This window comes from Pontivivens nitratireducens, from assembly GCF_014235845.1.
Lineage (GTDB): Bacteria > Pseudomonadota > Alphaproteobacteria > Rhodobacterales > Rhodobacteraceae > Pontivivens > Pontivivens nitratireducens.
Genome location: NZ_JACJUQ010000019.1, coordinates 1 through 23,474, shown reverse-complemented (window position 1 = coordinate 23,474; position 23,474 = coordinate 1). Strand labels below are relative to the sequence as shown.

20 protein-coding genes and 5 pseudogenes are annotated in these 23,474 nt (G+C 58.9%); 14 read left to right on the top strand and 11 right to left on the bottom strand.

Features of this window, described 5'->3' with window-relative positions; all coding sequences use genetic code 11:
- Positions 1-134: 134 nt before the first annotated feature.
- Entirely contained in the window at positions 135-740 is a 606-nt protein-coding gene (locus H1S03_RS15405) for a hypothetical protein (RefSeq protein ID WP_185805138.1), read from the bottom strand.
- A complete protein-coding gene (locus H1S03_RS15400; RefSeq protein WP_185805137.1) occupies positions 740-1,159 on the bottom strand; it encodes a helix-turn-helix domain-containing protein in 420 nt (139 codons plus the stop codon). Before H1S03_RS15400 ends, H1S03_RS15405 begins: the two co-directional genes overlap by 1 nt.
- 190 nt (positions 1,160-1,349) lie before the next feature.
- On the opposite strand from H1S03_RS15400, the gene H1S03_RS15395 reads away from it, so the two are divergent.
- The 7 genes from H1S03_RS15395 (at position 1,350) to H1S03_RS15365 (ending at position 8,867) form a co-directional block, all read left to right on the top strand.
- The gene (locus H1S03_RS15395) at positions 1,350-1,568 is read left to right on the top strand and encodes a hypothetical protein (RefSeq protein ID WP_185805136.1); all 219 of its coding nucleotides are present in this window, start codon (positions 1,350-1,352) and stop codon (positions 1,566-1,568) included.
- Positions 1,569-1,783: 215 nt separating this feature from the next.
- Entirely contained in the window at positions 1,784-2,878 is a 1,095-nt protein-coding gene (locus H1S03_RS15390; RefSeq protein ID WP_185805135.1) for a tyrosine-type recombinase/integrase, read from the top strand.
- A 427-nt stretch (positions 2,879-3,305) separates the two neighbouring features.
- Positions 3,306-4,616 carry a sn-glycerol-3-phosphate ABC transporter substrate-binding protein UgpB gene (gene ugpB, locus H1S03_RS15385; RefSeq protein WP_185805134.1) on the top strand — a complete coding sequence of 437 codons (1,311 nt, stop codon included), beginning with the start codon at positions 3,306-3,308 and terminating at the stop codon, positions 4,614-4,616.
- Positions 4,617-4,678: 62 nt separating this feature from the next.
- Positions 4,679-5,560, top strand: a complete 882-nt coding sequence (gene ugpA, locus H1S03_RS15380) for a sn-glycerol-3-phosphate ABC transporter permease UgpA (RefSeq protein ID WP_166190068.1) — start codon at positions 4,679-4,681, stop codon at positions 5,558-5,560.
- A gap of 26 nt (positions 5,561-5,586) precedes the next feature.
- A complete protein-coding gene (ugpE, locus tag H1S03_RS15375) occupies positions 5,587-6,423 on the top strand; it encodes a sn-glycerol-3-phosphate ABC transporter permease UgpE (protein ID WP_166193947.1) in 837 nt (278 codons plus the stop codon).
- Positions 6,424-6,429: 6 nt separating this feature from the next.
- Entirely contained in the window at positions 6,430-7,488 is a 1,059-nt protein-coding gene (ugpC, locus tag H1S03_RS15370) for a sn-glycerol-3-phosphate ABC transporter ATP-binding protein UgpC (RefSeq protein WP_185805133.1), read from the top strand.
- A gap of 398 nt (positions 7,489-7,886) precedes the next feature.
- A complete protein-coding gene (locus H1S03_RS15365) occupies positions 7,887-8,867 on the top strand; it encodes a PAS domain S-box protein (protein WP_185805132.1) in 981 nt (326 codons plus the stop codon).
- A gap of 181 nt (positions 8,868-9,048) precedes the next feature.
- Here H1S03_RS15365 and H1S03_RS15360 read toward each other — a convergent pair whose 3' ends face one another.
- From H1S03_RS15360 to H1S03_RS15345, 4 genes are read right to left on the bottom strand one after another with little or no spacing between them, the layout of a single operon-like run.
- Positions 9,049-10,815, bottom strand: coding sequence for a SulP family inorganic anion transporter (locus H1S03_RS15360; RefSeq protein ID WP_430700922.1), 1,767 nt, complete (start codon positions 10,813-10,815; stop codon positions 9,049-9,051).
- A 30-nt stretch (positions 10,816-10,845) separates the two neighbouring features.
- A complete protein-coding gene (locus H1S03_RS15355) occupies positions 10,846-11,763 on the bottom strand; it encodes an MBL fold metallo-hydrolase (RefSeq protein WP_185805131.1) in 918 nt (305 codons plus the stop codon).
- A complete protein-coding gene (locus tag H1S03_RS15350; RefSeq protein WP_185805130.1) occupies positions 11,760-12,200 on the bottom strand; it encodes a YeeE/YedE family protein in 441 nt (146 codons plus the stop codon). The genes H1S03_RS15355 and H1S03_RS15350 overlap by 4 nt, the downstream gene beginning before the upstream one ends.
- 10 nt (positions 12,201-12,210) lie before the next feature.
- On the bottom strand, positions 12,211-12,639 hold the full coding sequence (locus tag H1S03_RS15345; protein WP_185805129.1) for a YeeE/YedE family protein: 429 nt from the start codon (positions 12,637-12,639) through the stop codon (positions 12,211-12,213).
- A gap of 97 nt (positions 12,640-12,736) precedes the next feature.
- On the opposite strand from H1S03_RS15345, the gene H1S03_RS15340 reads away from it, so the two are divergent.
- Positions 12,737-13,036 carry an ArsR/SmtB family transcription factor gene (locus H1S03_RS15340; RefSeq protein ID WP_185805128.1) on the top strand — a complete coding sequence of 100 codons (300 nt, stop codon included), beginning with the start codon at positions 12,737-12,739 and terminating at the stop codon, positions 13,034-13,036.
- Positions 13,037-13,317: 281 nt separating this feature from the next.
- Here H1S03_RS15340 and H1S03_RS15335 read toward each other — a convergent pair whose 3' ends face one another.
- Positions 13,318-14,709, bottom strand: coding sequence for an MBL fold metallo-hydrolase (locus H1S03_RS15335; protein ID WP_185805127.1), 1,392 nt, complete (start codon positions 14,707-14,709; stop codon positions 13,318-13,320).
- Positions 14,710-14,916: 207 nt separating this feature from the next.
- Between H1S03_RS15335 and H1S03_RS15330 the strand changes: the two genes are divergently transcribed.
- Entirely contained in the window at positions 14,917-16,071 is a 1,155-nt protein-coding gene (locus H1S03_RS15330) for a sensor histidine kinase (RefSeq protein ID WP_185805126.1), read from the top strand.
- Between the two features lie 265 nt (positions 16,072-16,336).
- Here the strand turns inward: H1S03_RS15330 and H1S03_RS17555 are convergent.
- The 4 genes and pseudogenes from H1S03_RS17555 to H1S03_RS15315 all read right to left on the bottom strand — a co-directional run.
- Positions 16,337-16,657 (bottom strand): annotated as a pseudogene (locus H1S03_RS17555) (DDE-type integrase/transposase/recombinase); the annotation flags it as partial.
- A gap of 580 nt (positions 16,658-17,237) precedes the next feature.
- Positions 17,238-17,333 (bottom strand): annotated as a pseudogene (locus H1S03_RS17550) (DUF2493 domain-containing protein); the annotation flags it as partial.
- A gap of 7 nt (positions 17,334-17,340) precedes the next feature.
- Positions 17,341-18,333: a nucleotidyltransferase family protein gene (locus H1S03_RS15320; protein WP_249777950.1), complete on the bottom strand. Its 993-nt coding sequence runs from the start codon at positions 18,331-18,333 to the stop codon at positions 17,341-17,343.
- A gap of 159 nt (positions 18,334-18,492) precedes the next feature.
- Positions 18,493-19,008 (bottom strand): annotated as a pseudogene (locus H1S03_RS15315) (DUF2493 domain-containing protein); the annotation flags it as partial.
- Between H1S03_RS15315 and H1S03_RS15310 the strand changes: the two are divergent.
- From H1S03_RS15310 to H1S03_RS15285, 5 genes and pseudogenes are all read left to right on the top strand, one after another.
- Positions 19,006-19,131: pseudogene (locus tag H1S03_RS15310) on the top strand (integrase core domain-containing protein); the annotation flags it as partial. The pseudogenes H1S03_RS15315 and H1S03_RS15310 overlap by 3 nt on opposite strands.
- Before the next feature lie 119 nt (positions 19,132-19,250).
- Positions 19,251-21,692: pseudogene (locus H1S03_RS17545) on the top strand (Tn3 family transposase); the annotation flags it as partial.
- Positions 21,693-21,714: 22 nt separating this feature from the next.
- On the top strand, positions 21,715-21,936 hold the full coding sequence (locus H1S03_RS15295) for a hypothetical protein (RefSeq protein WP_185805121.1): 222 nt from the start codon (positions 21,715-21,717) through the stop codon (positions 21,934-21,936).
- A 3-nt stretch (positions 21,937-21,939) separates the two neighbouring features.
- Complete coding sequence (locus H1S03_RS15290) at positions 21,940-22,347, top strand: hypothetical protein (protein ID WP_185805120.1); 408 nt, start codon at positions 21,940-21,942, stop codon at positions 22,345-22,347.
- Between the two features lie 81 nt (positions 22,348-22,428).
- Positions 22,429-23,289: a hypothetical protein gene (locus H1S03_RS15285; protein ID WP_185805119.1), complete on the top strand. Its 861-nt coding sequence runs from the start codon at positions 22,429-22,431 to the stop codon at positions 23,287-23,289.
- The last annotated feature ends 185 nt before the right edge of the window (positions 23,290-23,474 follow it).

The following is a 23,474-nucleotide window of genomic DNA, read 5'->3' as shown; positions in this document are numbered from 1 at the left end:
ATGACAGGGCCAGTTCTTTGTCTTGTCCGGATCCGTTGTGTAAAGACACCACTGACAAACCCAAGCTTTTACAGGATGTTTTAGGGCCAGAAGTAAAGGACCTTTGCTGACTTGGAGTAAAGTGAAACAAGGGGTTATACACCATTGGCTTCTAGCCCTTCTTCAAAAAACGGTTTGTTAGGGTGCTGATATCTGTTGGATAGGAAAACATCGAAGGTGTAGTTATTGAGTAACTGGTTGCTTTCCTCAAGTGGCCGAATGACATGCCTCTCCGCAAACATACCAGCACCGGCGATTAGCATGGCTGGCATCCACCAAAGAAATGTACTGAGGGCGAAGCTATCAGACCAAAAAAGAGCATGTAGAGCAGGCATGATCATAAAAGGCAAGGCAAGCAGGTAGCAGTACCGGAGGGGCTTTAGTGTACGCTCAACCTCATTAGACAATTCTGCATTTCTAGCGTGGAGGCTCTGTTCGAAAGCAAGATACTCGTCTTGAAGTTGACCGCTCAGATAGTGACCACAGCGACAATACTCGCGGGTCAGATACTCGACTTGGCCACAACCCGCGCACAACAAGGCATTCAAACTGCCAGCTTTGGGTCGAGTCTCATCGTTAATCGGAACACCATTAGAATGCGCTAAGCCAGTTGCATTTAAGAAACTATCGAGTTTCCGCGACACGGAAACTTTTCGTGGCTTCAAGACATGGATGCTTCCGGGAAAGTCAGTGTCAGACATTATGCCACCAGTCCTAAAATGCTATCGATCCGCTTGGTATCTAGCTCGTGATCCTCGCCACCCAAAGCGTCCGTGTTAAGAAACTCAGCGAAAAGGAAGTCGATTGCGTCCCACTTCTTTTCTGGGGTTACCTTCAGGCTACGTTCGCTAATGCGATTCTCGACCGCGAGGCCAATCTTTCGGTAGGCTTGTGTCACCTCTTCGTGGCGCCTGCTTTTGCCAGTTTCGGTGTCACCTTCGAGCATCCAGAGCGGGTCAACGTCGAACTCTTTATAGACCTTGAACAGGAGTTCGGCGGTCAGGTCACGTTGCCCCCGTTCATAATTCTGGAACGCGCTGCGACTTATCCCCAAACGACGACACATATCCTCTTGGGAGAGCTTAGACATGGTTCTGACTGCCGCGAGGCGTTCTCCCATTCCCTGAACTGCCATTTGCAACTTTCGTTTGTAATCGCATTGACCTCATTCGTGATCATATTTAACAATATGTGTTACGAACGATGGCGATACGTCTGATTCATCCAAGATCAGCGTAGTTTTGTTTCTTTCTGAACGCAAAACTAATTCTTTCGCCTCGATACGTGAGCAATTGGCTGAGGGGCGATCCATGACTAAACTTCTCGAGACACCCAAAGAGCTGGCGGAGCGAGTTGGCATTCCTGTGACCAACGTTCGCTACCTGATCCGCGAGGACATGCTGGATCATATCTACACCGCGCCTGGGAAACGGAACCCGAAAATTCCCAGCGGGGCTTGGGAAAAGTATGTGGCCCAGTTCACGGTGAAAGCCGAAACCAAAGCGGCAATCTCGCGCAGGGAGGGATGAGTCATGTCTATCCAAGACACCACCGATGGTTCTCAAATCTTGGGGCTGGGAAAGACGCCGGCTCAATGGGTCGCGGTCATGTCGGACTTAGGGATCGACATCTCAGAGCGAACCTTGCGCGAGCGGGCAAATGAAACAGGGGCATTTTACCGCCTTGGGCGGACCATGCTGATCACGCCCGCGCAGATCGATACGATTTTTGAAGGAGGTCAGCCATGCCGCTCCAAATCTACAAGAGGGGTCGCTTCTACTGGGTTAAGGGCTGGGTCGAGTACAACGGCAGGCGTATCGCAGGCCCATACCGGCGAAGCACTAAGGCACCTACAGAAGCAGGCGCGCGGGACTGGGTAGCGCTTGAAACTGAAATGCAGATACGTCGACACGTTGTTGGCGATGAGATCAGCAAGACATTTTCAGATGCAATCATGCTCTACAACGCCTCAGAAGAAGACGCTGAGCGACTCATTCCAATTGTCAAAGAGATTGGGGCCATGCCGCTGACGGCTATCACAGGCGCTTTGTTGAAGGGGTTTGGGCCAGATTGGAAACCGATGGCATCGACCGATACTTGGTGGAGGGAAATTATTGTTCCAGCAAGCGCTGTCATCAATAATGCACACCAGATATTGGGGACGCCTCTGATCCGCGTAAAGCCCTACAGTAAATTTGAGCGTATTTCGCAGGACAAGCTGCGCGACAAGCCAAGCCGTGTTGAGCGTACCCCTGCGGACAAGGAGTGGATCGAGGCGTTTTGCAGCGCTGCTGATCCGTACAACGCGGCGCTTGTCCGGTTCATGTTCGAGACGGCGGCGCGGATCGATCAGGCTGTTTCGTTAGAACCTCATGATCTGCGGCCTGCCGAGAACAAGGTCAAGGTGAAGGCCCAGAAGGGACACCCCGAGAGCTGGATCACGGTATCGCCAGAGATGATGGACGAACTGCTGGCCTTGCCACCAAAGCGACCCAAGAACCGCAAGACCGGCAAATTCATGAAGCCGCGCGTTTTTGGCTATGGCAGCTCGACCGGATACAACACCCGCTGGAAGACCATCTGCAAGCGGGCTGGTATCCAATACCTATCCGCGCACCAAGCAGGGCGTCATGGGTTCTTCACTGAATTAGTCGTCCGGCAGGGTGTCGATCCCGTAACCGCGGCCAAAGCTGGCCGCTGGGCTGACCCTAATTTGCCGATGCGTATCTATGCCCACGCAGAGACGGATGAGGCCGATGTCAGGGCCCGTTTTCGTACAAACTATGTACAGGAAGACCTTGTACAAACACCCAAGCAGCAGAAATCAAAGAAGGACTAACGCTATGAACGGTTCCCTCCTAAGGGGCAGGTTGCAGGTTCGAATCCTGCCGGGGTCACCATTTTTCAAAAATTATATCAATGCTTGCCTGCTATTAGGTGGCGCGCCGTGCGAGCGCGCCTCTTGTCCTTCCTCCACCGTATGACCGAACTCGTTGGGCAAGGCTGTATGCGGTCACCTGCCGCCGGTTTGCGAAAATTCGAGGTTTTTCGCGCCGTGTCACACTCCTGTGATGTGTGACTGATTTGAGGGCGTCGAGTTGTCGTAGTCTTGGTCACGATGTCATTGCGCATCCATTCCTGCAAATTTCCATAGCTTCATGTTATGGAACCTGGCACGGGAATAGTCTTGAACCATGCGAACGCTCGGATAACGTGTAGAAATTCAGCATCGACAAGAAGTTTGATGCGATACTCGGGAGAAACACATGAAAAATCTGACAACTGGCGCCTTGATCGCCGGATCAACGATCCTTTCGCCGTTTGCGGCCTATGCCGAAACCGAAATCCAATTCTGGCATGCCTTTACCGGTCGCCTTGGTGAACTGGTCGCGGACCAAGTGGAAGATTTCAACGCGAGCCAAGACGAGTTTACCGTCGTTGCATCCCACAAGGGAAACTATTCCGAGACGTTGAATGCAGGCATTGCGGCATTCCGCGCCGGTGAACAGCCGCACATCCTGATGGTGTTTGAGGTCGGAACAGCCACGATGATGGCCGCCGAAGGGGCGGTACGCTCGGTCACTGAAGTCATGGAAGCCTCTGGCGCTGAGTTTGATCCCGATGCCTATATCGGTGCGGTCAATGGATATTACACCAACACCGAGGGCGAGATGCTGTCCTTGCCGTTCAACGCGTCCACGCCCGTCCTGTGGGTAAACCGTGATGCGTTCGAGGCTGCTGGCGTCGATCCTGACACTGATCTGTCCACCTGGCAAAACGTCGGTGAGGTGCTGACCGCGCTCAAGGACGGTGGCAGCACTTGCCCCCTGACCACTGCATGGCAGAGCTGGATTCACCTCGAAAACCTCTCTGCCTACCATGACGTTCCTTTTGCCACGCAAGAGAACGGATTTGCAGGGACTGATGTTGAATTGGTGTTCAACGGCGAAGCGCAGGTTGCGCATATCTCGGCCATGGGCGAGTGGGCGCAGGACGGAAAATTCATCTATCTGGGTCGGCGCAATGAAAGCGGCGCAAACTTCCGTGCCGGCGAATGTGCCCTGTTCACCGAAAGCTCTGCTGGGTATGCGGGTATCGAGGCAGATGCCGAGTTCGATTTTGACGTGCGCCCCCTTCCGTATTGGGAAGGTGTCGGCAACAGCCCGCAAAACACCATCATCGGTGGTGCTTCCCTCTGGGTGATGGAGGGTCATGAACCGGAAGAATACGAAGGTGCGGCACAGTTCCTCGCATATCTGTCATCCACACCGGTGCAAGCGCAATGGCATCAGGACACCGGCTATTTGCCAATCACCAACGACGCCGCCGAGGCCACGCGTGAATCCGGTTTTTACGCCGACAACCTCGGCACCGAAGTGGCCGTCCTTCAGATGACCGCGAATGAGCCGACCTCGAACTCCAAGGGCCTGCGTCTTGGCTCATTCGACCAGATCCGCGGGATCATCGACGAAGAGTTTGAGGCCGTCTGGGCCGGTGACAAGGACGCGCAATCCGCACTCGATAGCGCCGTGACACGTGGCAATCAGTTGCTGCGCCGCTTTGAGCAGGCGAACTAATCAAGCATATGATGCGGGCGGCCGATTGTGGTCGCCCGCATGTTTATTGAGGCGCTCTATTTATGGAAAAACGGGTCACGTTCAAAGGCTGGCTATTGCCGCTGTGCCTGATCGCGCCGCAGGTCCTGGTGTCTGCGGTGTTCTTTTTTTACCCCGCAGGACAGGCCGTTTGGCAGTCCTTGTTCATTCCGGACCCGTTCGGCCTGTCGATGCAATATGTCGGCCTGGGCAACTTTGAATACCTGCTGTCTGACCCCTACTATCGCGCCTCATTCCTGACGACGGCAATCTTCTCGACCCTCGTCACGCTGTGTTCCATGGTTCCAGCCCTGTTTCTGGCGGTTGTCGCGGATCGTTTGATCAAGGGCGCAGGCGTGTACCGTACCATGCTGATCTGGCCCTATGCCGTGGCGCCCGCCATCGCGGGCGTGTTGTGGCTGTTCATGTTCAACACGCGTGTCGGCGTCGTCTCGTGGTATCTGGGCCATTTGGGATATGATTGGAACCACGTGCTGAACGGTGGAGAGGCCATGGGCCTGGTTGTCGTGGCCTCCGCCTGGGGGCGCATCAGCTACAACTTCCTGTTCTTTTTCGCGGCGCTTCAGGCGATTCCGAAATCTGTCATAGAAGCCGCGGCGATTGACGGCGCGCGGTTCTGGCGTCGGTTCTGGACCATCGTTTTGCCGCTGTTGTCGCCGACGACGTTCTTCTTGCTGGTCGTCAACATCGTCTACGCCTTCTTTGAAACTTTCGGTGTGATCCACACGATCACGTCAGGCGGACCGCAACAATCCACGACCATTCTGGTCTACAAAGTCTTCTCGGACGGGTTCGTGGGCCAGGACCTCGGCTCCTCTGCCGCGCAGTCGGTGATCTTGCTGGTTGTCGTCGGGGCGCTGACAATCTTCCAGTTTAAATTCATTGAGCGGAGGGTGCATTATTGACCCAATATAATGATCCCCCCCCCGGCATGGTCGAAAGGCGCGGCGCGTCATTGTGGCTTAGCCATGTCATCATGATCGGTGGCGTTCTCATCGTGTTTTTCCCGATCTGGCTGGCCTTCGTCGCATCGACCGTCACCCAACCGGAAATCACGCAGCCCCCCATGCCGCTGTGGCCCGGCGATCAGTTCCTTGCCAACTATCGCGAGGCCTTGCTGTCGGGTGTGAACGTGCCCGTTGCAACGATGCTGTTCAACTCTCTGGTTATGGCCATGGGTATCGCGGTCGGCAAAATCATCATCTCGCTGCTGTCGGCGTTTGCGATCGTTTACTTCAAGTTTCCCGGCAAGATGATCTTCTTCTGGCTGATCTTCCTGACGCTGATGCTCCCCGTCGAGGTGCGTATCGTGCCCACTTATGAGGTCGTCGCGGGCTTTGGAATGCTCAACAGCTATGGCGGGCTTATCCTGCCGCTCATCGCATCAGCCACAGCGACGTTTCTGTTCCGCCAGTTTTATATGACCGTGCCCGATGAACTGGCTGAGGCCGCCCGCGTGGACGGTGCCTCACCCATGCGGTTCTTCCGGGATATCCTTTTCCCGATGAGCCGCACAAACATCGCCGCATTGTTCGTGATCCTGTTTATCTACGGCTGGAACCAGTACCTCTGGCCGCTGCTGATCACGACGGACCCGTCGATGAACACCATTGTGATGGGCATCAAACAGATGTTTCCGTCAGGCGATGACACGGCAAACTGGCCGGTCATTATGGCGACGTCCATTTTGGCAATGATCCCTCCGATCATCGTCGTCATTTCAATGCAGAAACTGTTTATCCGCGGTCTCGTGGACAGTGAGAAGTAGGCAACCATGGCAACTGTAGAGCTCCTCGATATCAAGAAACGCTTTGGCAGCACCCAGGTTATCCATGGTGTCAGCACGGCGATTGAGGACGGTGAGTTCATCGTCATCGTCGGCCCGTCCGGCTGCGGAAAATCCACGCTTTTGCGCATGGTGGCAGGGCTGGAAAGCGTGTCTGAGGGGGAGATCAGGATTGGCGGCAAGCGCGTCAATGAGCTCGAACCAATGGATCGCGACATCGCGATGGTGTTTCAGAATTATGCGCTTTATCCGCATATGTCCGTGCGCGAAAATATGGGATACGGGCTGAAGATTGCGAAATTGCCGAAGGCCGAGATCGTTCAAAAGGTCGAGGCCGCAGCAACACTTTTGCAGCTGACCGATTACCTTGATCGACGCCCCCGTGATTTATCTGGCGGCCAGCGCCAGCGTGTCGCCATGGGGCGGGCCATCGTGCGTGAACCGGCGGTGTTCCTGTTTGATGAGCCGCTTTCGAACCTGGATGCAAAGCTGCGCGTACAGATGCGTCTTGAAATCCGCGATTTGCAGAGCCGCCTTGGCATCACGTCACTCTATGTCACGCATGATCAGGTCGAGGCCATGACAATGGCGGACCGGATGATCGTCATGAACGCAGGTCGCGCCGAACAGATCGGCACGCCACTGGAGGTTTACGAACGCCCGCAAACCCTTTTCGCGGCGCAGTTCATCGGCAGCCCGTCAATGAATGTTCTCAATGGCAAGCTGACGGACGAAGGCCTTTCCATCGTCGATACAATCGTACCAACCCATATGAAGGCTATGGGCAACGTCACAGTCGGTATCCGACCCGAACACGTGGTCGCCGATCCAAATGGGCCGCTGTCGATGACGGTTCAGATGGGCGAACCTCTGGGCGCGAATACGCTGCTGCACGGGCGTATTGCAGGCAGCAAGGAGGCATTCACCATCAGCCTGCCCGGGGTGCATCATGCCGTTTCCGGTGAAACGATTCGGTTCAGCGTCGATCAGGATAACCTGCACTTCTTTCACCCGCAAAGCGGGCAGCGAGTTGAGGGCTCAGAATAAATGAAGGCGCACCCGGTCGCCTCGCTTGATGCCGCAGCATCTCCGACACGCGCGGGCGTCGGTGCCCTCGAAGCGAGAAACCTTGCGCGTTGATGGCATGGGCGGTGTGCCTCCCTTGCACCTGCATGCAACCGCACGTCCACCGGAATGCAAGGCGAGGCGGCACCCGACGAGTCCAGAAAGGCTTGCCGATCCCCGGTGAGCCCTGCAGCCCCGAAATGCTGGGCGCGCTATTCCAGCCCCGATCCCGGACAACGTGGTTCATCCCGAAAAACTGCTTTACTATCCATTTCTGACAGCAATTATCTCATCTTTGAGATCACCGGCTGTCTGGTGAAAATCGATCAAGGGTCCACCGCCTTCTCGGCTGCGCGGCGCCACAAACAGGGTAGTCGGATATGAACTCCTCGGAAAACCTGCAGCGGTATCTCGCGGCAATCGTCGAAAGCTCCGATGACGCGATAATCACCAAGAATCTTCAGGGCATCATCCAGACCTGGAACCGCAGTGCCGAACGGCTTTTTGGTTTTACCGCAGAGGAGGCCGTCGGACAGTCGATCCTCATGCTCATCCCGGAGGAACGGCACCACGAAGAGGTGGATATCATCTCGCGGCTGCGTCGTGGTGAACGCATCGAACACTTCGAAACGCTGAGGAGGCACAAGGAGGGAAAGCTCGTGCCCATCTCCTTGACGATCTCGCCAGTAAAGAATGCCTCAGGTGAGGTCATTGGCGCTTCGAAAATCGCGCGGGACATCACGCAGCGAATAGAGGCGGCCGAGCGGCAGAATTTGCTCTTGGCGGAGATGCGCCACCGGGTTGGCAACTGCTTTGCGGTGGCTGCAAGCCTGATAACTGTCAATGCCCGCCAGATGGAGACGGCCAGCGAACTCGCGGCTTTGATGAGGCAACGTCTGACGGCGCTTTCCGATGCTCACAGGCTCGCCGTGGCTGATCCGGAGAAGGAAGCCATAGGCACCACATCGTTGCGTGCACTCATCGCCTCGGTCGTCGAGCCTTTCGGCGGCGACCATCTCATTGAACTGGATGTTGAAGATCTGAATATCGCTTCAGATGCTGTCACACCCATGGCGCTTGTGGTCTACGAGTTCTGCACCAATGCAGCGAAGTATGGTGCGCTTGGGCAAAGCGATAGCAGTCTTTTGATCACGGCACGCCGTCAAGCCGGCAGGTTCCTGATCAAGTGGCAAGAACGTTGCTGCATTGATCCCCATACTGTTCATGGAGAGGGCTTCGGCACGCAGATGTGCGACAGCGTGGTCACAGCCTCGCTGGGTGGCACGATCAGTCGGCAGTTTCACACCTCGGGAATGACTGCGATGATCGACCTCGACCTCGCTGCGCTCGAGGCGAAATAGCGCAACCAAATCTCTCCATTCTCGGCCGAAGCCGTCAAGGTGACGCCTGATCGCGCCCTGTTCCGGCTATCTGAAGGTTGACCTTTCCGAGGAACCGGGCCGTTGCGAACTGGAATTTTTCACTTCTGAATGGCCGAAGGAGAAAGAGCCATGAAGCACAAACGGGGCACGGGGCCTTCTATCAATCCGAAGGAGCGGTGGCTGGTTTTCGTTCCGCGTCGAGCTCCCGCGCGGCCTCGTGCTGACTCAGAAAAATTTTCCCGGTCAGCTCATCCAACAGATGGCTGCGCTTGAGGCGATCCATCACCGGCCCCTTGACCTCGCTCAGGTGCAGGCGGATGCCGGCTTCCCGCAGTCGCGCGTTGATCGCCTCCAGCGATTCCAGCGCTGAAAGGTCCACCTCGTTGACCGCGGCGAACACCAGGACCACATCCGTCAGCTCCGGCTTGTCGGCGGCAAAGGTGGCCAGTTGGTCCTCCAGGTAGCGCGCGTTTGGGAAATAGAGGCTCTCGTCCACCCGCAGCGACAGCACATGCGGCTGGGTCTCGACCTCATGGCGCAGCACGTTGCGGAAATGCTCGGTGCCCGGCACGCGCCCGACGACGGCCATGTGCGGGCGCGAGGTCTTGTACAGGTGCACAAGGATCGAGGTGACGACACCCGCGGTCACGCCCGTTTCGACCCCGGCGATCAGTGTCAGCAGGATCGTGACCGATACGGCGGCGAAGTCAGCGCGGCTGAAGTCCCAGGCACGCTTCAGGATCGACAGGTCGACGAGGCTCAGAACGGCGACGATGATGGTGGCGGCGAGCGTTGCCTTGGGCAGGTAGTGGATCAGAGGCGTGAGGAAGAGGGCCGCCAACGCAAGCCCAAGGGCGGTGAACACCCCCGCCGCCGGGGTCTCGGCGCCGGCGTCGTAGTTGACGACAGATCGAGAGAAGCCGCCTGTGACCGGGAAACCTCCGGTGAAGGCGGCGGCGAGGTTGGCGGCGCCAAGGCCGGTCAGTTCCTGGTTCGGGTCGATGCGCTGACGTTTATTGGCGGCCAGCGTCTGGGCGACCGAAATCGATTCCACGAACCCGATGATCGAAATCAGCAGCGCGGGCACCACCAGCTGCGAGATGAGTTCCGGCGAGAAGGACGGCAAGGTCAGCGGCGGCAGACTTTGCGGCACCTCCCCCACGATCGCAACGCCCCACGCGCCCAGATCGAAGGCCCAGACCGCCAGCGTTGTGGCTACGATGGCCAGGACGGGACCGGTTCTGGCGCCGATATCCGCCATGCGCGGCCCGAGGCCGAACCGCCGCAACAATGGCTTGAGACCGCCGCGCACCCAGAACAGGAAAGCAGTCGCCGAGACGCCGAGGGCAACGGTCATCAGGTTGATCTCGCCCAGATGCGCCCAGAGGCTTGTCAGGATCTCGATCAGCGTATGGCCCTCGGCCTCGATGCCGAGGATGTGCCGCAACTGGCTGGCGGCAATCAGGATACCGCTGGCGGTGATGAAACCGGCAATCACCGGGTGCGACAGGAAATTGGCCAGAAAGCCCAGACGGAACAGTCCCAGCGCCAGAAGCATCGCACCCGACAGGAACGCCAGTGTCAGCGCCGCGGCCACGTAGCCGGCTGTCCCGCTTTCGGCGATGTTGCCCACCGCTGCCGCCGTCATCAGCGAAACCACCGCCACCGGCCCGACCGCCAGCGCGCGCGAAGTGCCGAAGATCGCGTATAGGATAATTGGCGCGATCGAGGCATAGATCCCCGCCTCAGGCGGCATCCCTGCCAGCAACGCATAGGCCAGCGATTGCGGGATCAGCATGATCGTGACGATCACCGCCGCGACGGCATCACCGGTGAAGGCAGTGTGGTCGTAGCGGCGCCCCCAGTCGAGGATCGGAAAGTAGCGCGACAGCGACATTGCTTTGGGTCCGGTCATGGTGAAGGACATGCGGGCGGTCGGAAGGCCGCCCGCAAAGGCTCAGTCGAAACGATTGACCGGCAGCTTCAGGTATTGGTGGCCATCATCCTCCGCCGGCGGCAGTCGCCCACCGCGCAGGTTGACCTGAAGCGCCGCGAGGATGCGATTCGGCAGCGGCAGCGTCGCATCCCGATCCTGCCGCAGCTTGATATATTCGTCGCGGTCCCTGCCGTCCCTGACGTGCTTGTTGTGCGCCTTGTGTTCGGCGACCGTCGCCTCCCACATCGGCTCGTCCCGGTCCGGTCCGCCGTAATCGTGACCGACGAAGAGCCGCGTGTTACCGGGCAGCGCCAGGATGTCCTGAATCGAATCCCACAGTTCGGCCGTCTTGCCGCCCGGGAAGTCGGAGCGCGAGGTGCCGATGTCAGGCTGCATCAACGTGTCGTGCACGAAGGCCGCATCCCCGCAGAGGTAGGTGATCGAGCCCAGCGTGTGACCGGGCGAGAGCATGACCTTCACATCGAGTTCTCCGATCCTGAAGGTCTCGCCTTCCTCGAAGAGGTGATCGAAGTCGCGATTCGGGTCGAAGGCCTCAGGCAGGTTGTAGAGATCGGCCCAGATCTGCGCGATCTCCGGCACCAGCGCACCAATGGCATTGGGGGCGCCTGTCCGCTCCTTCAGATGGGCCGAGGCCATGACGTGGTCGGCATGGGGATGCGTGTCGAGAACCCACTGCACCTCCAGCCCGTTGTCCCGAACAAGATCGAGCACCTGGTCCATGCTTTCGGTCGAGAAGCGGTAGTTCCGGTGATCGAAGTTCCATACCACGTCGATGAGCGCCGCCTTCTTCGTGGCCGGATCGGCGCAGATATACTGGATGGAGCCTGTGTCGGGCTCGTAGATTCCCCAAACATCGGGGCTGCCCTTTTCGGTCGAGGGCGAATGGCGGACCACGCGGGATTTCAATGGGTCACTCACTGCGTAGCTCCTTTCAATGCGAATGGTTTGTCGGGGGCGTGACGGGCGGCCCACATGCCAATCAGCATGAAGGGCACGAAGATCAGCGTACCGGTGGCGGCAATGGGCAGCGCGGTCAGGGCCGGGCCGGGGCAGAAGCCCCCGAGGCCCCAGCCGGTGCCGAAAATGGCCGCGCCCAGGATCAGTTTCGGCTCGAGATCGCTTTTCTGCGGGATGCGGAACTTGCTGTCGAAGAAGGGCCGGCTGCGTGCTCGGGTGAGCCAGGCGTAACCCGGTGCCGTGACCAGGATGCCGCCGCCCATGACGAAGGCAAGGCTGGGGTCCCAGCTGCCGAAGAGGTCAAGAAAATTCAGCACCTTCGCCGGGTTGGCCATCCCCGAGATGATCAGGCCAAGACCGAAAATCAGACCGGAAAGCAACGCGAATATCTGTTTCATTGATCAGACCTCAGATCAGGTGGCGGGTGACGAGGACGGTCGCAATCGCCGCCGACATGAATACGATTGTCGCGACGATGGACCGGGCCGAACCGCGCGAGATACCGCAGACCCCATGACCCGATGTGCAGCCGCTGCCGAAAACAGCTCCGAAGCCGACCAGAAGGCCGGCAGCGGCCATCAGGACCGGGCTGGAAGGCACCCATTGCTGTGGCCACTCGCCCGAGAGCAGCAACCACAGCGGCGCTGCCAGCAGCAGACCCAGCACGAACAGGGCCGAGACACTCCGTGCCTCTCCATCGGTGCTTCTCGCGAAGATGCGTGAGGTCAAGCCACTGATCCCGGCAATACGTCCGTTCGTGGCCATCAGCAGCACGGCTGATGCGCCGATCATCATGCCGCCGCCCAGCGACAGCCAGGGTGTGAATGCAGTCTCCATCTCTCGCCTCCGTGACAGCGCGCCGGGTCGTGCGCGCTTGATGTTGCCTACCCCCGAATATATATCCTCTTTCGAATATTCAATGAGAGGAATGTAAATGTCTGGCGACGACCTGCTCGAAGGCGACATCAAGAGGGCCTCTGAGTTGATGAAGATGTTGGCGTCAGAGGCTCGCCTGCGCATTCTGTGCCGTCTGGTTGAGGGTGAACGCTCGGTCGGACAGCTCGCGCAAGCCTGCGGCGTTGCGCAACCCACCATGTCCCAACAACTCAAGCGCCTCAGGGACGCCGGACTGATCGAGGGTAGGCGTGAGGCTCAGACGATCTACTATCGCTTGGCAGGAACTGAGACCGCCGCGGTGCTGAAGACGCTGCATGGGCTCTATTGCGCGCGCTGAAGCGCCCTTCGTGGCCAACCTTCAAAATGCTGGTGCAAGCCGCGGTTGTTATCCGAACCTGCGTGACGCAAGGCGGCGGGCCATTGGTCTGCTTTCGCTGATCGGGCTGCGCCCTTCCTCCTGAGGGTTCCAAATTCAGCTTCTTGTCTTCATCGTCTGTCTGCATGTTGATGAGAGGGCGAAAGCCTTCGTCGGCCGCCTGCTTGACTGATCGGCCTCAGGGGCGAATTTTGCGACGGTGAAGCGGTCGCTTATTTTCACTGTATCTTGCATGATGGTCCTTATCTCGCTTTTTGCGTTTCATAACCAGCAGCGGTCCAGGCCTTCCAGCTGCCCGGCACGTTGCGGACATTGTCGAAGCCATTCTTCTTGAGCAGGCTCGCGGCGATTGAAGCGCGGAAGCCGCTGGCGCAGTAGGTGGCGTAGGGGGCGGCGCGGTCGAGATCGGACAGTTCCTCGTGCAGCTTGCCAAGGAAGGCGTGGCGGGCACCGGGAATATGCCCGCCCTCCCACTCATCAGGCTTGCGCACATCCAGGGGCGTGACGCCCTCAGCGTCCTTCAACTCGTGGACCGAGACCTGCGGGATCTGCGCGAACTCGCGTCCCGCCTCGCGCCACGCGGCCATGCCACCGGCGAGGTAGCCGCCGAAGTCGGTGAAGCCGGTGCGCCAGAGCAGGCGCAGCACGCCGGGCAGTTCGGTGTCCTCATGCAACACGAGGTAGATCGGCTGCTCCGGGTCGAGCAGCCAGCCTGCCCAGACCGACAATTCAGGGCGCGCGCCAATGTTGATGCTGCCGGGCACGTGGCCGGCGCCGAAGTCCATCATGTCGCGCACGTCGAGGATCTGCGCGCCGCCCTGCCTCGCCCCGGCAAACCGCTCGACCGTCATCGGCTCGATCCGCGGCAGGTTGCGCAGCACCTCGGGACCTTGCGCGTTCACCTTCTTCAGGCGCGGGTAATGGGTCGGCACCGGCGGCGCGTCGGACTGCATCACGTCCTTGAACTTCTCGAGCTCGGTGATCTGGGCATAGCTGTTGAAGCGACGCTCGTAGCCGATGGTGGATGACATGCGGTCGCCGATGTCGGGCCCACAGGCGGAGCCAGCGCCGTGGCAGGGATAGATGATGACGTCGTCGGGCAGTGCCATGAAAACGTCCCGGACCGTGTGGAACAGCTTCTCGGTCAATTCCTCGGTCTGGTCGTCGCCCATCAGATCGGGCCGGCCGACCGAGTCCACGAAGAAGGCATCACCCGACAGCACGCCCCATGGCGTCTCCTTGTCGCCGTCGAAGAGCAGGTAGGACATGTGCTCGGGGGTATGGCCGGGCGTGAAGCGCGCCTTCATTCGCATCCCCCCGAAGGAAAACTCGTCGCCGTCCCGAACCGCCTTGTGCTCAAAGCCGTAGTCGGCGCCACCTTCCGCGCTGACATAGAGCTTGGCCTGTCCGCCGAGGCGAGCCACCAGTTCGCGGGCACCGCTCAAGAAGTCAGCGTGGATGTGGGTCTCGAAGACATGGGTGATGGCGAGGCCAAAGCGCCGGGCGGTCTCGAGGTAGATCTCCACGTCTGGGCGCGGGTCTACGACGGCGCAGGTGTGAGACGAGTCGTCACCCAGCAGGTAGGAGCACTCAGCGACGCCGTCGGCGAGAATTTGTTCGAAGCGTAAGGTCATGAAAGGTCCTCCTTCACAGCTAAACCAAGAGAAAAGGAGATAGGTTCCGGCGGCACGCTGCAAATCGCTCGTGCTACAGTCGGTAAAAAGATTTGGTGAGATCGCAATTGCAGCATGACGTGGCTCTGCCCCATGAGAACCAATTTGTCAGCAGCACATCGCCACTGTAATCTTGGGGCGATGCGAAATGGGGATGAAAGCGCCAACATGGAACATATCGACCTGTCACGGGAAGCTGAGTCTGAGCGACTGATGGCGGTGCGCCGATACTCGGTGCTGGACACACCGCCGGACGGAGCCTTCGATCGTATCGCCAGGCTGGCATCAAGGCTCCTTGAAACACCCATCGCCATCATTTCCATCGTCGACGAGGACCGGATCTGGTTCAAGAGCCGTGCTGGGCTTGAAGGGGTAGACGAAATCCCGCGCGAACCCGGTCTCTGCGCCTCGGCGATCCTGCAGGAAGATCCGTGGATTCTGCATGACGCGTCTGTGGAGCCGGTGGCGTTGGCCAACCCGCTCGTCGCGGGAGAGTTCGGATTGCGCTTTTATGCCGGCATTCCGCTCAGGACGCATGATGGGCACGGGCTGGGCACGCTGTGCGTCATCGACAAGGAGCCGCGGAGTTTCACGGCAAATCACACGGCGATACTCGAGGATCTCGCTGCGGTGGTCATGGATGAGCTTGAGCTGAGACGCGACGCCATCGAAACACACGAGGCTCTGCGGCGCGAGATGCGCGAAAAGGAGCTTCTGGCCGAAGAGATTGAGCACCGGGTCATGAACAGCTTGCAACTCGTCTCCTCGATAGCACGGCGCAAGGCAAAGCTACATGATGGGCAGACCGCTGCCGAACTGCGTGACATCGCTGCCCGGATCGGCGCCATAGCGCAAGCCAACCGACATATTCAGCAGAGCCTTCCCGGCCTGAGTGAAGACGGGGATCTGGGACTGTTCCTCGAAGTGCTGAGCCGCGAACTGTTGCCGCTCTGTCCACAGGGAGGCTTGATCGACGTCGAATGCCCCCCGATTCCACTGGCTCGAGAACGGCTGGTCTCGATCGGCCATCTGATCACAGAGCTTGTCTTGAATGCCGTAAAAAGTGGAGCTGCGCGCATCGACCTGCGTGGCGAAATGGTGGGTGAAAAACTGAGGCTCTGCCTCGATGACGATGGGCCTGGCCTCCCGGAAGGTTTCGATCCGCGCGAAAGCAAGGGATTGGGCATGGCAATCCTCCATGCGATGGCAGAAAAGGTTGATGCCGAGGTGACCTGGGACCGTAGCCCGCAAGGTGGCGCACGCTTCATCGCTGAGTTTCCTCGCGACCTCAAGCGAGAGCAGCGGCAAGCAACGCGTTCATAATGTGTTGCAAGGCTTGGCTGCGTCACGAGCACTAACTGCGCGAAGACCGCTGGTTACTTGCCCTCTCTTCTCTTGCTGTATCTACGGCATTGGAATCTTGACCTTTGAAGGCTCAGAGATCAACGGCCGGTCCCAAAAGTGCGACAAGGAAAAGAACTGTCGGTTCACCTGACCTTGGATATAAGGTCTTAGAAACGCATCGGTTTTTGTAGTAAAGATAATTACTGAACTGAAGTGGGCGGAATCAACCGGTCGTCGCAACATCTCGCTGATGTAGATGACAAATGGCCTGGTTCAGGGCATCCAGCACGAAGCCTGTCGTCATCGAGGCTGAGACGCACCAGCCCACGATCTTGCGGGCGAATACATCCATGACGAAGGCCACATAGACCATCCCCGTCCAGGTCGACAGGTAGGTGAGGTCCGACACCCAGAGCTGGTTGGGAGCATCGGCGATGAACGGCCGATTGACCTTGTCATCCGGGCAAGACTGCGCCGGATCCGGAATCGTGGTCTTCTTCTTACCACGTGTAACTCCCCGCAATCCATGTTCTCGCATGAGCCGCTCCACTGTGCAGCGCGCGATATCGTGCTTGTCCCGACTATCTTCCTCGGTGATCTTCCCGCTTTCGAGATCAGCCTCCTGCGCTTGCCGGCGAATGCGTTTGAGGCAGGCCTTCCACCGCTCCTCGACGTGGTGCAGCGTGACGATGTCGTCGATGAAGGTGAGATTGTGGAACGGCATCGTGGAGGTAGCTTTCGGCATGGCGGAGTCCTTTCCCAGGGCAAGTCGCAACCCGCCTCGCGGCTCTGTGCCGTTCGGCAGCAGAGCGGTTGAAAACGAAAGGTTCCGGAACCTGTGGAACTTTTAAGGAACATCTGGAGCTGTCGCGGTTTGATGCCGCTCCTTTGATAGCATTTAGTGCAACAAAGGAGACTGACTATGGGGCTGAAACTGGGGCGGCCCATCCTCGTCAGAGGATTCAGTCCTGGGGATCCTTCGCGCTCGGCGGGAACATCACCAGCTCCGATACCGCGACGGGGAAGTCGAGCTTGAGGCTGAAGAACTCCGAGCCATCCCTGCCGCAGACTGCCGATCACGCGTGACCGACCGCACGCGCCATGAGACATGCCGAAAGGACCGCGCCAAGCGCGACCCCCTCTCTTCAATCCCGCGACGCCGTCTTCGCCGGGTCCGCAACCCGCATGACCGTCAGGCCTTTCGCTTCCGCTTTCTGCCCGAGGTTCAGCGCGACCCCGTTGCGGCAATCACACTCCCAACCCGTCGAGGATTAGTTTCGCCTCAGGCATGCGTTTCAGTGAATTGCCGATATGCTCCCGCCAGCGCGGGCCAACCTCCAGAGCAGCGGCACAGGCGCGGACCAGGTCATCAGGGCGGTCCTCGGCCATCGTCTCGATCAGGAAAGCCGCCTGCTCGCGGTCCTTTGCGGATTTGAGGTTGCCTGCCCCATCGCGGCGCCGGTCCGCGATGATCAGTTTGTGGATCGCGTATCGCTCCGGGCGTGGCACCTGCACCAGAACGCCGGATCGATAGATCGCCGCTGCGTGGATCGGCTCAGCGATCAGGAAGTTCAGATAGTTCAATCCTTGGGCGTTCACGCTCAAGGCTGGCAGTTCACGGATGGTCTCATCTCCGAAGGCCGGTATGAGAAACTCGACCAACTGGCCGCTGCCACCCTGGGCCCATCGCCAGGTCCGTCCTTGATCAAGCGCCGGTAAGGGATCGAATTTGAGCGCCGCGAAGGTCTCGGCCAGACCCGGATCAACCTGATCCTGCAGCGCCACACTGAGCTTTTCGAACTGGGCGATGTCGATGTCGCCGGTATTGGCCATACCGCCAATGGGCAGGCGGATACCAAGCTCGCCTTCATAGAGGCGAAATGCATTGGTTCCGACGATGGTACCGCCCAGTCGGAAGGTCCCGGCTGCGGCCATCGCCGACAGGATAGAACCGGTTGCCCGGTCGGTGGGGGTCAAGCCTTCGGCGCGCAGGAGCCGAACAAGCCGAGATCGTTCCGCCTGACGTTCCTTGGCCGTTGCGCGCAATTCTTCGATCCGGTCGATGCGCGCGCGCGTCTCGTCGCTGTCTTCGCCGATATAGATGAACCGCATCTCCGTTCCGACACGGCGCGCGGCGTACCAATAGGCCTTGTCGCCGCGCTCTTTGAGCGTTGGCTTGCCTTCGACACCGGACAAGGCGTCATCCTTCAGAAGACGCACCAGATCAGTGTAGGCGCTCATTGCAATGCTGCTGAGTGGGGTCATGCCAATCATTTCCTAGTTTTGCTTGGCACGAATATACCTATCAAAACATGAAATTGCTAGGCATGATAATCTGGAAGCATTGCCACGCGCCATGAGACATGACGAAACGGCCGCGCCAAGCGCGACCCCCTCTCTTCAATCCTGCGACGCCTTCTTCGCCGGGTCCGCAACCCGCATGACCGTCAGACCTTTCGCTTCCGCCTTCTGCCCGAGGTTCAGCGCGACACCGTTGCCGCCGAAGAGCACAACCCCTGTCGCCGCGAACTTGTCGTCCAGCATTTCGTCGTTGCACTTGAACGGTGCGGCCCGCCCATGCGCGGACCAGCGCGGATCGAAGCGCGCCTGCGCGACCCCGCGTGCCCGGGCCCACCGGGCCGCAATCATCTCCGCCCCGTGCTTGCCACCCTTGTGGCAGAGGAAGATCTCCTGGTTACGGTTCTGCTTGATCCGTTCGCGAACCTTGTCGAGCGTGTTGAAGATCACATCGACATCGGTCCAGTCGGTAGCGCCCGAGACGATCAGAGGCACCCCCTCGACCTTCGACTTCTCGGCGGTTTCGCGGTCGTGCTGCTCCAAGAGCTGCCGCGCCTCGAAGACAGCACCTGTCTCCTGCGCCCGGACGCTTGCGCGCGAGCCCGCTGCCGGGATGAAGCCCGTCGCGTCATCAAGGACTGGATGGCCTTCTACAACACCAGACGACCCCATTCCGCGCTTGATCGGCAGACGCCCGACGAAGCATATTGGGCAGGCTTGGAAGAGCAAAAAGCAGCATGAAACCTAAACCCGATACACCTTAGAAACGCTGTAAACCTATCCGAAAAGGTGGGACCACTTCACTTGTCCAATGCCTGCTTTTGCGCGGTGAGGTCCTGGCCGTCGGTTGAGCACCGGGCATATCCAATTTTGTTGCTGCCCAAATTGGCCTAAAGCCTGACGATCTTCTTCCCTACGCCGCCCGAGAGAACACCCGCTACGAACATCTTGATGTATTGCGCAAGATCTATGGGTACAGGATGTTTAAGGGCAAAGCTGCAAAGAAGGTGAAACGTTGGCTCGATCAGCACGCCGAGGCCGCACAATCCAGTGAAGGCATGGTGCGCGGGTTTGTGGAAGAGTGTCGGCGGCGCCAGATCGTCTTGCCCGGTCCAACCAGAATAGAACGTCACTGTGCGGATGTGCTGGTTGACGCCGAACGGCGAGTCGATAACCGTATTGTTGCGCGTCTCGATAGCAAGATGCGCGCGCGCCTTGATGCCTTGCTAAACGAAGAGGTGGATAGTCGGGTCAGCCGGTTCATTTGGCTGCGGCGGTCCGAGGTCGGCAAGAACTCCGCCGATATGAATCGCCAGCTTGATCGGTTGGAATTTCTGCAAGGAATCGTCTTGTCACCAACGGTCCTAGACGACATCCCAGCACATCGAGTTGCGCGCTTGCGCCGCCAGGGGGAGCGCTATTTTACAGATGGTCTTCGGGACATCATCAGTGATCGCCGATTGGCCATTCTCGCCGCATGCGTTTTAGAATGGTCGGCTGCCATCGCTGATACCGTCATCGAAACCCACGACCGGATCGTGGGGTCGATATGGCGAGAGGCAAAGAGGATTTGCGATGCTCGTGTTACCGCGGCGCAATCGGAGATCGCAGCAACCCTGGCCGGGTTCGAGACCCTGGGCACGACATTGTTGATAGCCAAAGGCGATAACATGGCTGTCGCCGGTGCAGTAGATGCGTCCTGTGGTTGGGAGGTTTTGGAACGCCTCGTCGCAACGGCCGGAGCGCTTGGGAAAACCGTCAAGGCGGATGCACTGGCCTATGTCGAACAGGGATATCATCGGTTCAAGCTATATGCCCCACGTATGCTGACAGCATTGGACATCGCGGGAGCCAGCCTGGCGGAACCCTTGCTCGCAGCGGCAGATGTAGTCCGCGACAAACGCAAAGTTCCAAGCCGGTCTGCGCCATTTCTAAAACCGCAGTCAAAATGGCGAAGCCACTTACGGAATCCGGAAACCAACCGAGACCGACTATGGGTCGTTGCGGTATTGTTCCATCTGCGTGAAGCCTTCAGATCCGGCGATGTGTGGCTCGCGCAGTCCCGCCGCTATTCTGATATGAAACAGGCTCTGGTTCCGGTCGAGGCCGCGCAATCCATGGGCTTGGGCTTGTCGATGCCATTGGAACCGGAAGTCTGGATCGCAGATCGAAAACAACGGCTGTAAGACGGGCTGAACAGGCTGGCTCTGGCCGTCAGAAACGGAACCCTTCCCGGCGGGATCATCGAGGATGGCCGATTGCGCGTTGAACGCCTAGAAGTTGATGTTACCGCTGAAGCCGATACCTTGATCCTTGATCTCTACCGCCGACTGCCAAAGGTGCGGATTACAGATATCCTCATGGACGTGGACAATGATACCGGGTTGACCGAGGCATTCACTCATCTACGTACCGGGGCGACATGCAAGGACAGGCTTGGTTTGCTGAACGTCATTCTGGCAGAAGGCTTAAATCTTGGTCTGAGCAAGATGGCCGGGGCAAGCAGTACGCATAGCTTTGCCCAGTTGGCGCGGCTCTCAAACTGGCATGTGGAAAGTGAGGCCATCAATCGGGCATTGGCCATGGTGATTGATGCGCAAGCGCGATTGCCGATGGCGAAGTATTGGGGCGCAGGGCAGACGGCTTCCAGTGATGGGCAGTTCTTTCCAACCACGCGCCAAGGTGAGGCGATGAACCTGATCAATGCAAAATATGGTCATGAACCGGGCTTAAAAGCCTACACCCATGTGTCAGATCAATATGGCCCCTTTGCTACGCAGGTCATCCCGGCAACGGTGAACGAGGCATCATATATTCTGGACGGCTTGCTGAGGAATCCAACCGGGAAACGGATCAGGGAACAATACGCCGATACCGGCGGCTTCACCGATCTTGTGTTCGCGGCAACATCGTTACTCGGTTATTTGTTCATTCCTCGTATTCGAGATCTCCCCTCCAAGCGTCTGCATGTCTTTGATCGTCGCAGTGTCCCGAATGAGTTGAAGGGCTTGGTCGGCGACAAAATCAGGGAAAACACAATCATCGCCAATTGGCCGGACGTGTTGCGCTGCATCGCAACGATGCTCTCCGGCAGGATGCAGCCCAGTCAGCTTCTCAAGAAACTGGCGGCGCGACCACGGCAGCATGACCTGGCCATCGCCTTGCGGGAAATCGGAGGGGTTGAACGCACATTGTTTATCATCGAATGGCTGCTCGACACAGACATGCAGCGCCGCGCCCAGATTGGTCTCAATAAGGGCGAGGCACATCATGCTCTGAAGAATGCACTGCGGATTGGTCGGAACCTCGTTCAGCTTCGGCCCCATGCTGGCGGAATACGAAACGGATGAGGCAGGCGGTTTGACCGGGATATTGCTGCCACAAAGCAATATCGAAGCCGGGCACCTGAATTGGCAGGTCGAGCAGGGGCGCAGCGTGCCCGTGTTGCAGTCCGACGCCGCATCCGGCACGACAACCCGGCCACGCGCATTCTTGTGGGGACGTGTGGTTCTGGACATCCGGGGCGATCTTGGGGCGGAGGGTTGAACCATGGCGGGCCATCTCTATTCCACCGTCGCCTTCAATCCCTTTCCCGTGCAGGTCAGCGGTCAGGAAATAAAGACCGACGGCTCCAATCTCGACTCCCTGACGGCGACCACCATCACGTGGGAATTGTCCAATACGTCAGGCGTCACACCGCTGGGCAGCGACAGCACCGGCGCGGTGCGTGTCGCCCTGCCGATCGGGTCGGAATCCGCAGCCCTGTTGCAAAATACCGTACACAGAAAGCTGAGCGCGAATGCCGCCACGCGAATGACCTCTCCCGATGCGGCGCTCTACGTCGTCTATGACGTGAACGCGTTCAACCGGGCGGGACTGGCCTTGGAAACCGCCATCAGCACGGATTTCTGCACCTACAGATCAGGTGGAGCGGCGTGCATGGACGATCCTGTCTGAGTGCTGGCGGCGGGGTCGCCGCAGCGGTACATTATCCTCACGGTTTCGGCCCAGAGCGGTGCGACGCTGCCCTATCACGATATGGACGATATCTCCCTCACGCTGGTGAACGGTTTCACCTCGGCCCAGGCAGGGGAATGCACACTGCAGCTGTTGCAATACGATGTCGCGGAGGCGGGCATCACCAACTGTCCCTCGGCCCCTGTGATCGGCCTGCCGGTGACCAAGGTTCCGCTCGAACCCGGTGTCAGCAGCCTTCGCGCCGAACCGTGCACCCAGTTCGTCACCGACGCCGATATGGCCAAGGTGGTGGAGCTGAAATGGGCCTTCTCCGAAGGGGGCATGACCGATCTTCAACCGACGGGAACCCTGTGGATCGGACGTCAGGGTGAGGTGGCGTCGCAAGTCCCCCTCGATTCCGACGCCCTGCGGCGCGGCTCGCACCTTGTCACCCCGAATTCCGGCGTTACCTTCGTGCAGCTGGACTACGTCCTGGCCGGACAGGGCACCGGGCAGCCGATCGGCGGCAGGGAATATGTCGAATTCAACGTCGTCGCGCAAAGGCAGAGCCTCCTGAACCCGGTTTTTTCAGGAACGACACATATGCTGGGCACACCTGTCAGCGGTATCGCGTCCGGGTCCTACATGCCCGATGGCGACGGCTACCTGCTGTGCGTGCTCTACGCCACGGGCGCGCCAACGGCCGATCCGCCCACGCCGCAAAGTTATATCGAGGTCGTTCAGGGCGACACGAAATCGGTGCTGGCGATCAGCCTGTCGATCACCGCCGCCGCCAGTGTCACGGTGACCGCGGCCATGACACAACAAACCTCGCAACTCGTCCCGCTCCGCGGCGGAACCGAGGTCCAGATCAACATCAGCGACGATACGATCACCTGCGTCTGGCTGCCGATCGGGGATGCGAGTCTGGCGGCGATCTGATGCGACGTTGCGAGCGTCCGAAACTGCCCCAGGCCGAAGACCGCAGAAACGTTGTTTCCATGCATGACGAAGCAAGTCTATTGCACCGGCGCAAGGCCCCTCGCCAGACCTAGGGTGTGGACTCATTGATCAGCAATCCAGATGCGGATCGCTGCGAGCTTGATGGCTGCCAGGAAGTTCTCCGG

What these genes read in the sequence shown, in the direction of transcription:
- H1S03_RS15295 (WP_185805121.1), top strand. Translation starts at nt 21,715, where the DNA reads ATGCTGGCGGAATACGAAACGGATGAGGCAGGCGGTTTGACCGGGATA.
- H1S03_RS15360 (WP_430700922.1), bottom strand. Translation starts at nt 10,815, where the DNA reads ATGTCCTTCACCATGACCGGACCCAAAGCAATGTCGCTGTCGCGCTAC.
- H1S03_RS15340 (WP_185805128.1), top strand. Translation starts at nt 12,737, where the DNA reads ATGTCTGGCGACGACCTGCTCGAAGGCGACATCAAGAGGGCCTCTGAG.
- H1S03_RS15365 (WP_185805132.1), top strand. Translation starts at nt 7,887, where the DNA reads ATGAACTCCTCGGAAAACCTGCAGCGGTATCTCGCGGCAATCGTCGAA.
- H1S03_RS15285 (WP_185805119.1), top strand. Translation starts at nt 22,429, where the DNA reads ATGGACGATATCTCCCTCACGCTGGTGAACGGTTTCACCTCGGCCCAG.
- H1S03_RS15335 (WP_185805127.1), bottom strand. Translation starts at nt 14,709, where the DNA reads ATGACCTTACGCTTCGAACAAATTCTCGCCGACGGCGTCGCTGAGTGC.
- H1S03_RS15395 (WP_185805136.1), top strand. Translation starts at nt 1,350, where the DNA reads ATGACTAAACTTCTCGAGACACCCAAAGAGCTGGCGGAGCGAGTTGGC.
- ugpE (WP_166193947.1), top strand. Translation starts at nt 5,587, where the DNA reads ATGGTCGAAAGGCGCGGCGCGTCATTGTGGCTTAGCCATGTCATCATG.
- H1S03_RS15320 (WP_249777950.1), bottom strand. Translation starts at nt 18,333, where the DNA reads ATGAGCGCCTACACTGATCTGGTGCGTCTTCTGAAGGATGACGCCTTG.
- H1S03_RS15345 (WP_185805129.1), bottom strand. Translation starts at nt 12,639, where the DNA reads ATGGAGACTGCATTCACACCCTGGCTGTCGCTGGGCGGCGGCATGATG.
- H1S03_RS15390 (WP_185805135.1), top strand. Translation starts at nt 1,784, where the DNA reads ATGCCGCTCCAAATCTACAAGAGGGGTCGCTTCTACTGGGTTAAGGGC.
- H1S03_RS15350 (WP_185805130.1), bottom strand. Translation starts at nt 12,200, where the DNA reads ATGAAACAGATATTCGCGTTGCTTTCCGGTCTGATTTTCGGTCTTGGC.
- ugpB (WP_185805134.1), top strand. Translation starts at nt 3,306, where the DNA reads ATGAAAAATCTGACAACTGGCGCCTTGATCGCCGGATCAACGATCCTT.
- H1S03_RS15330 (WP_185805126.1), top strand. Translation starts at nt 14,917, where the DNA reads ATGGAACATATCGACCTGTCACGGGAAGCTGAGTCTGAGCGACTGATG.
- ugpA (WP_166190068.1), top strand. Translation starts at nt 4,679, where the DNA reads ATGGAAAAACGGGTCACGTTCAAAGGCTGGCTATTGCCGCTGTGCCTG.
- H1S03_RS15290 (WP_185805120.1), top strand. Translation starts at nt 21,940, where the DNA reads ATGGCGGGCCATCTCTATTCCACCGTCGCCTTCAATCCCTTTCCCGTG.
- H1S03_RS15400 (WP_185805137.1), bottom strand. Translation starts at nt 1,159, where the DNA reads ATGGGAGAACGCCTCGCGGCAGTCAGAACCATGTCTAAGCTCTCCCAA.
- H1S03_RS15405 (WP_185805138.1), bottom strand. Translation starts at nt 740, where the DNA reads ATGTCTGACACTGACTTTCCCGGAAGCATCCATGTCTTGAAGCCACGA.
- ugpC (WP_185805133.1), top strand. Translation starts at nt 6,430, where the DNA reads ATGGCAACTGTAGAGCTCCTCGATATCAAGAAACGCTTTGGCAGCACC.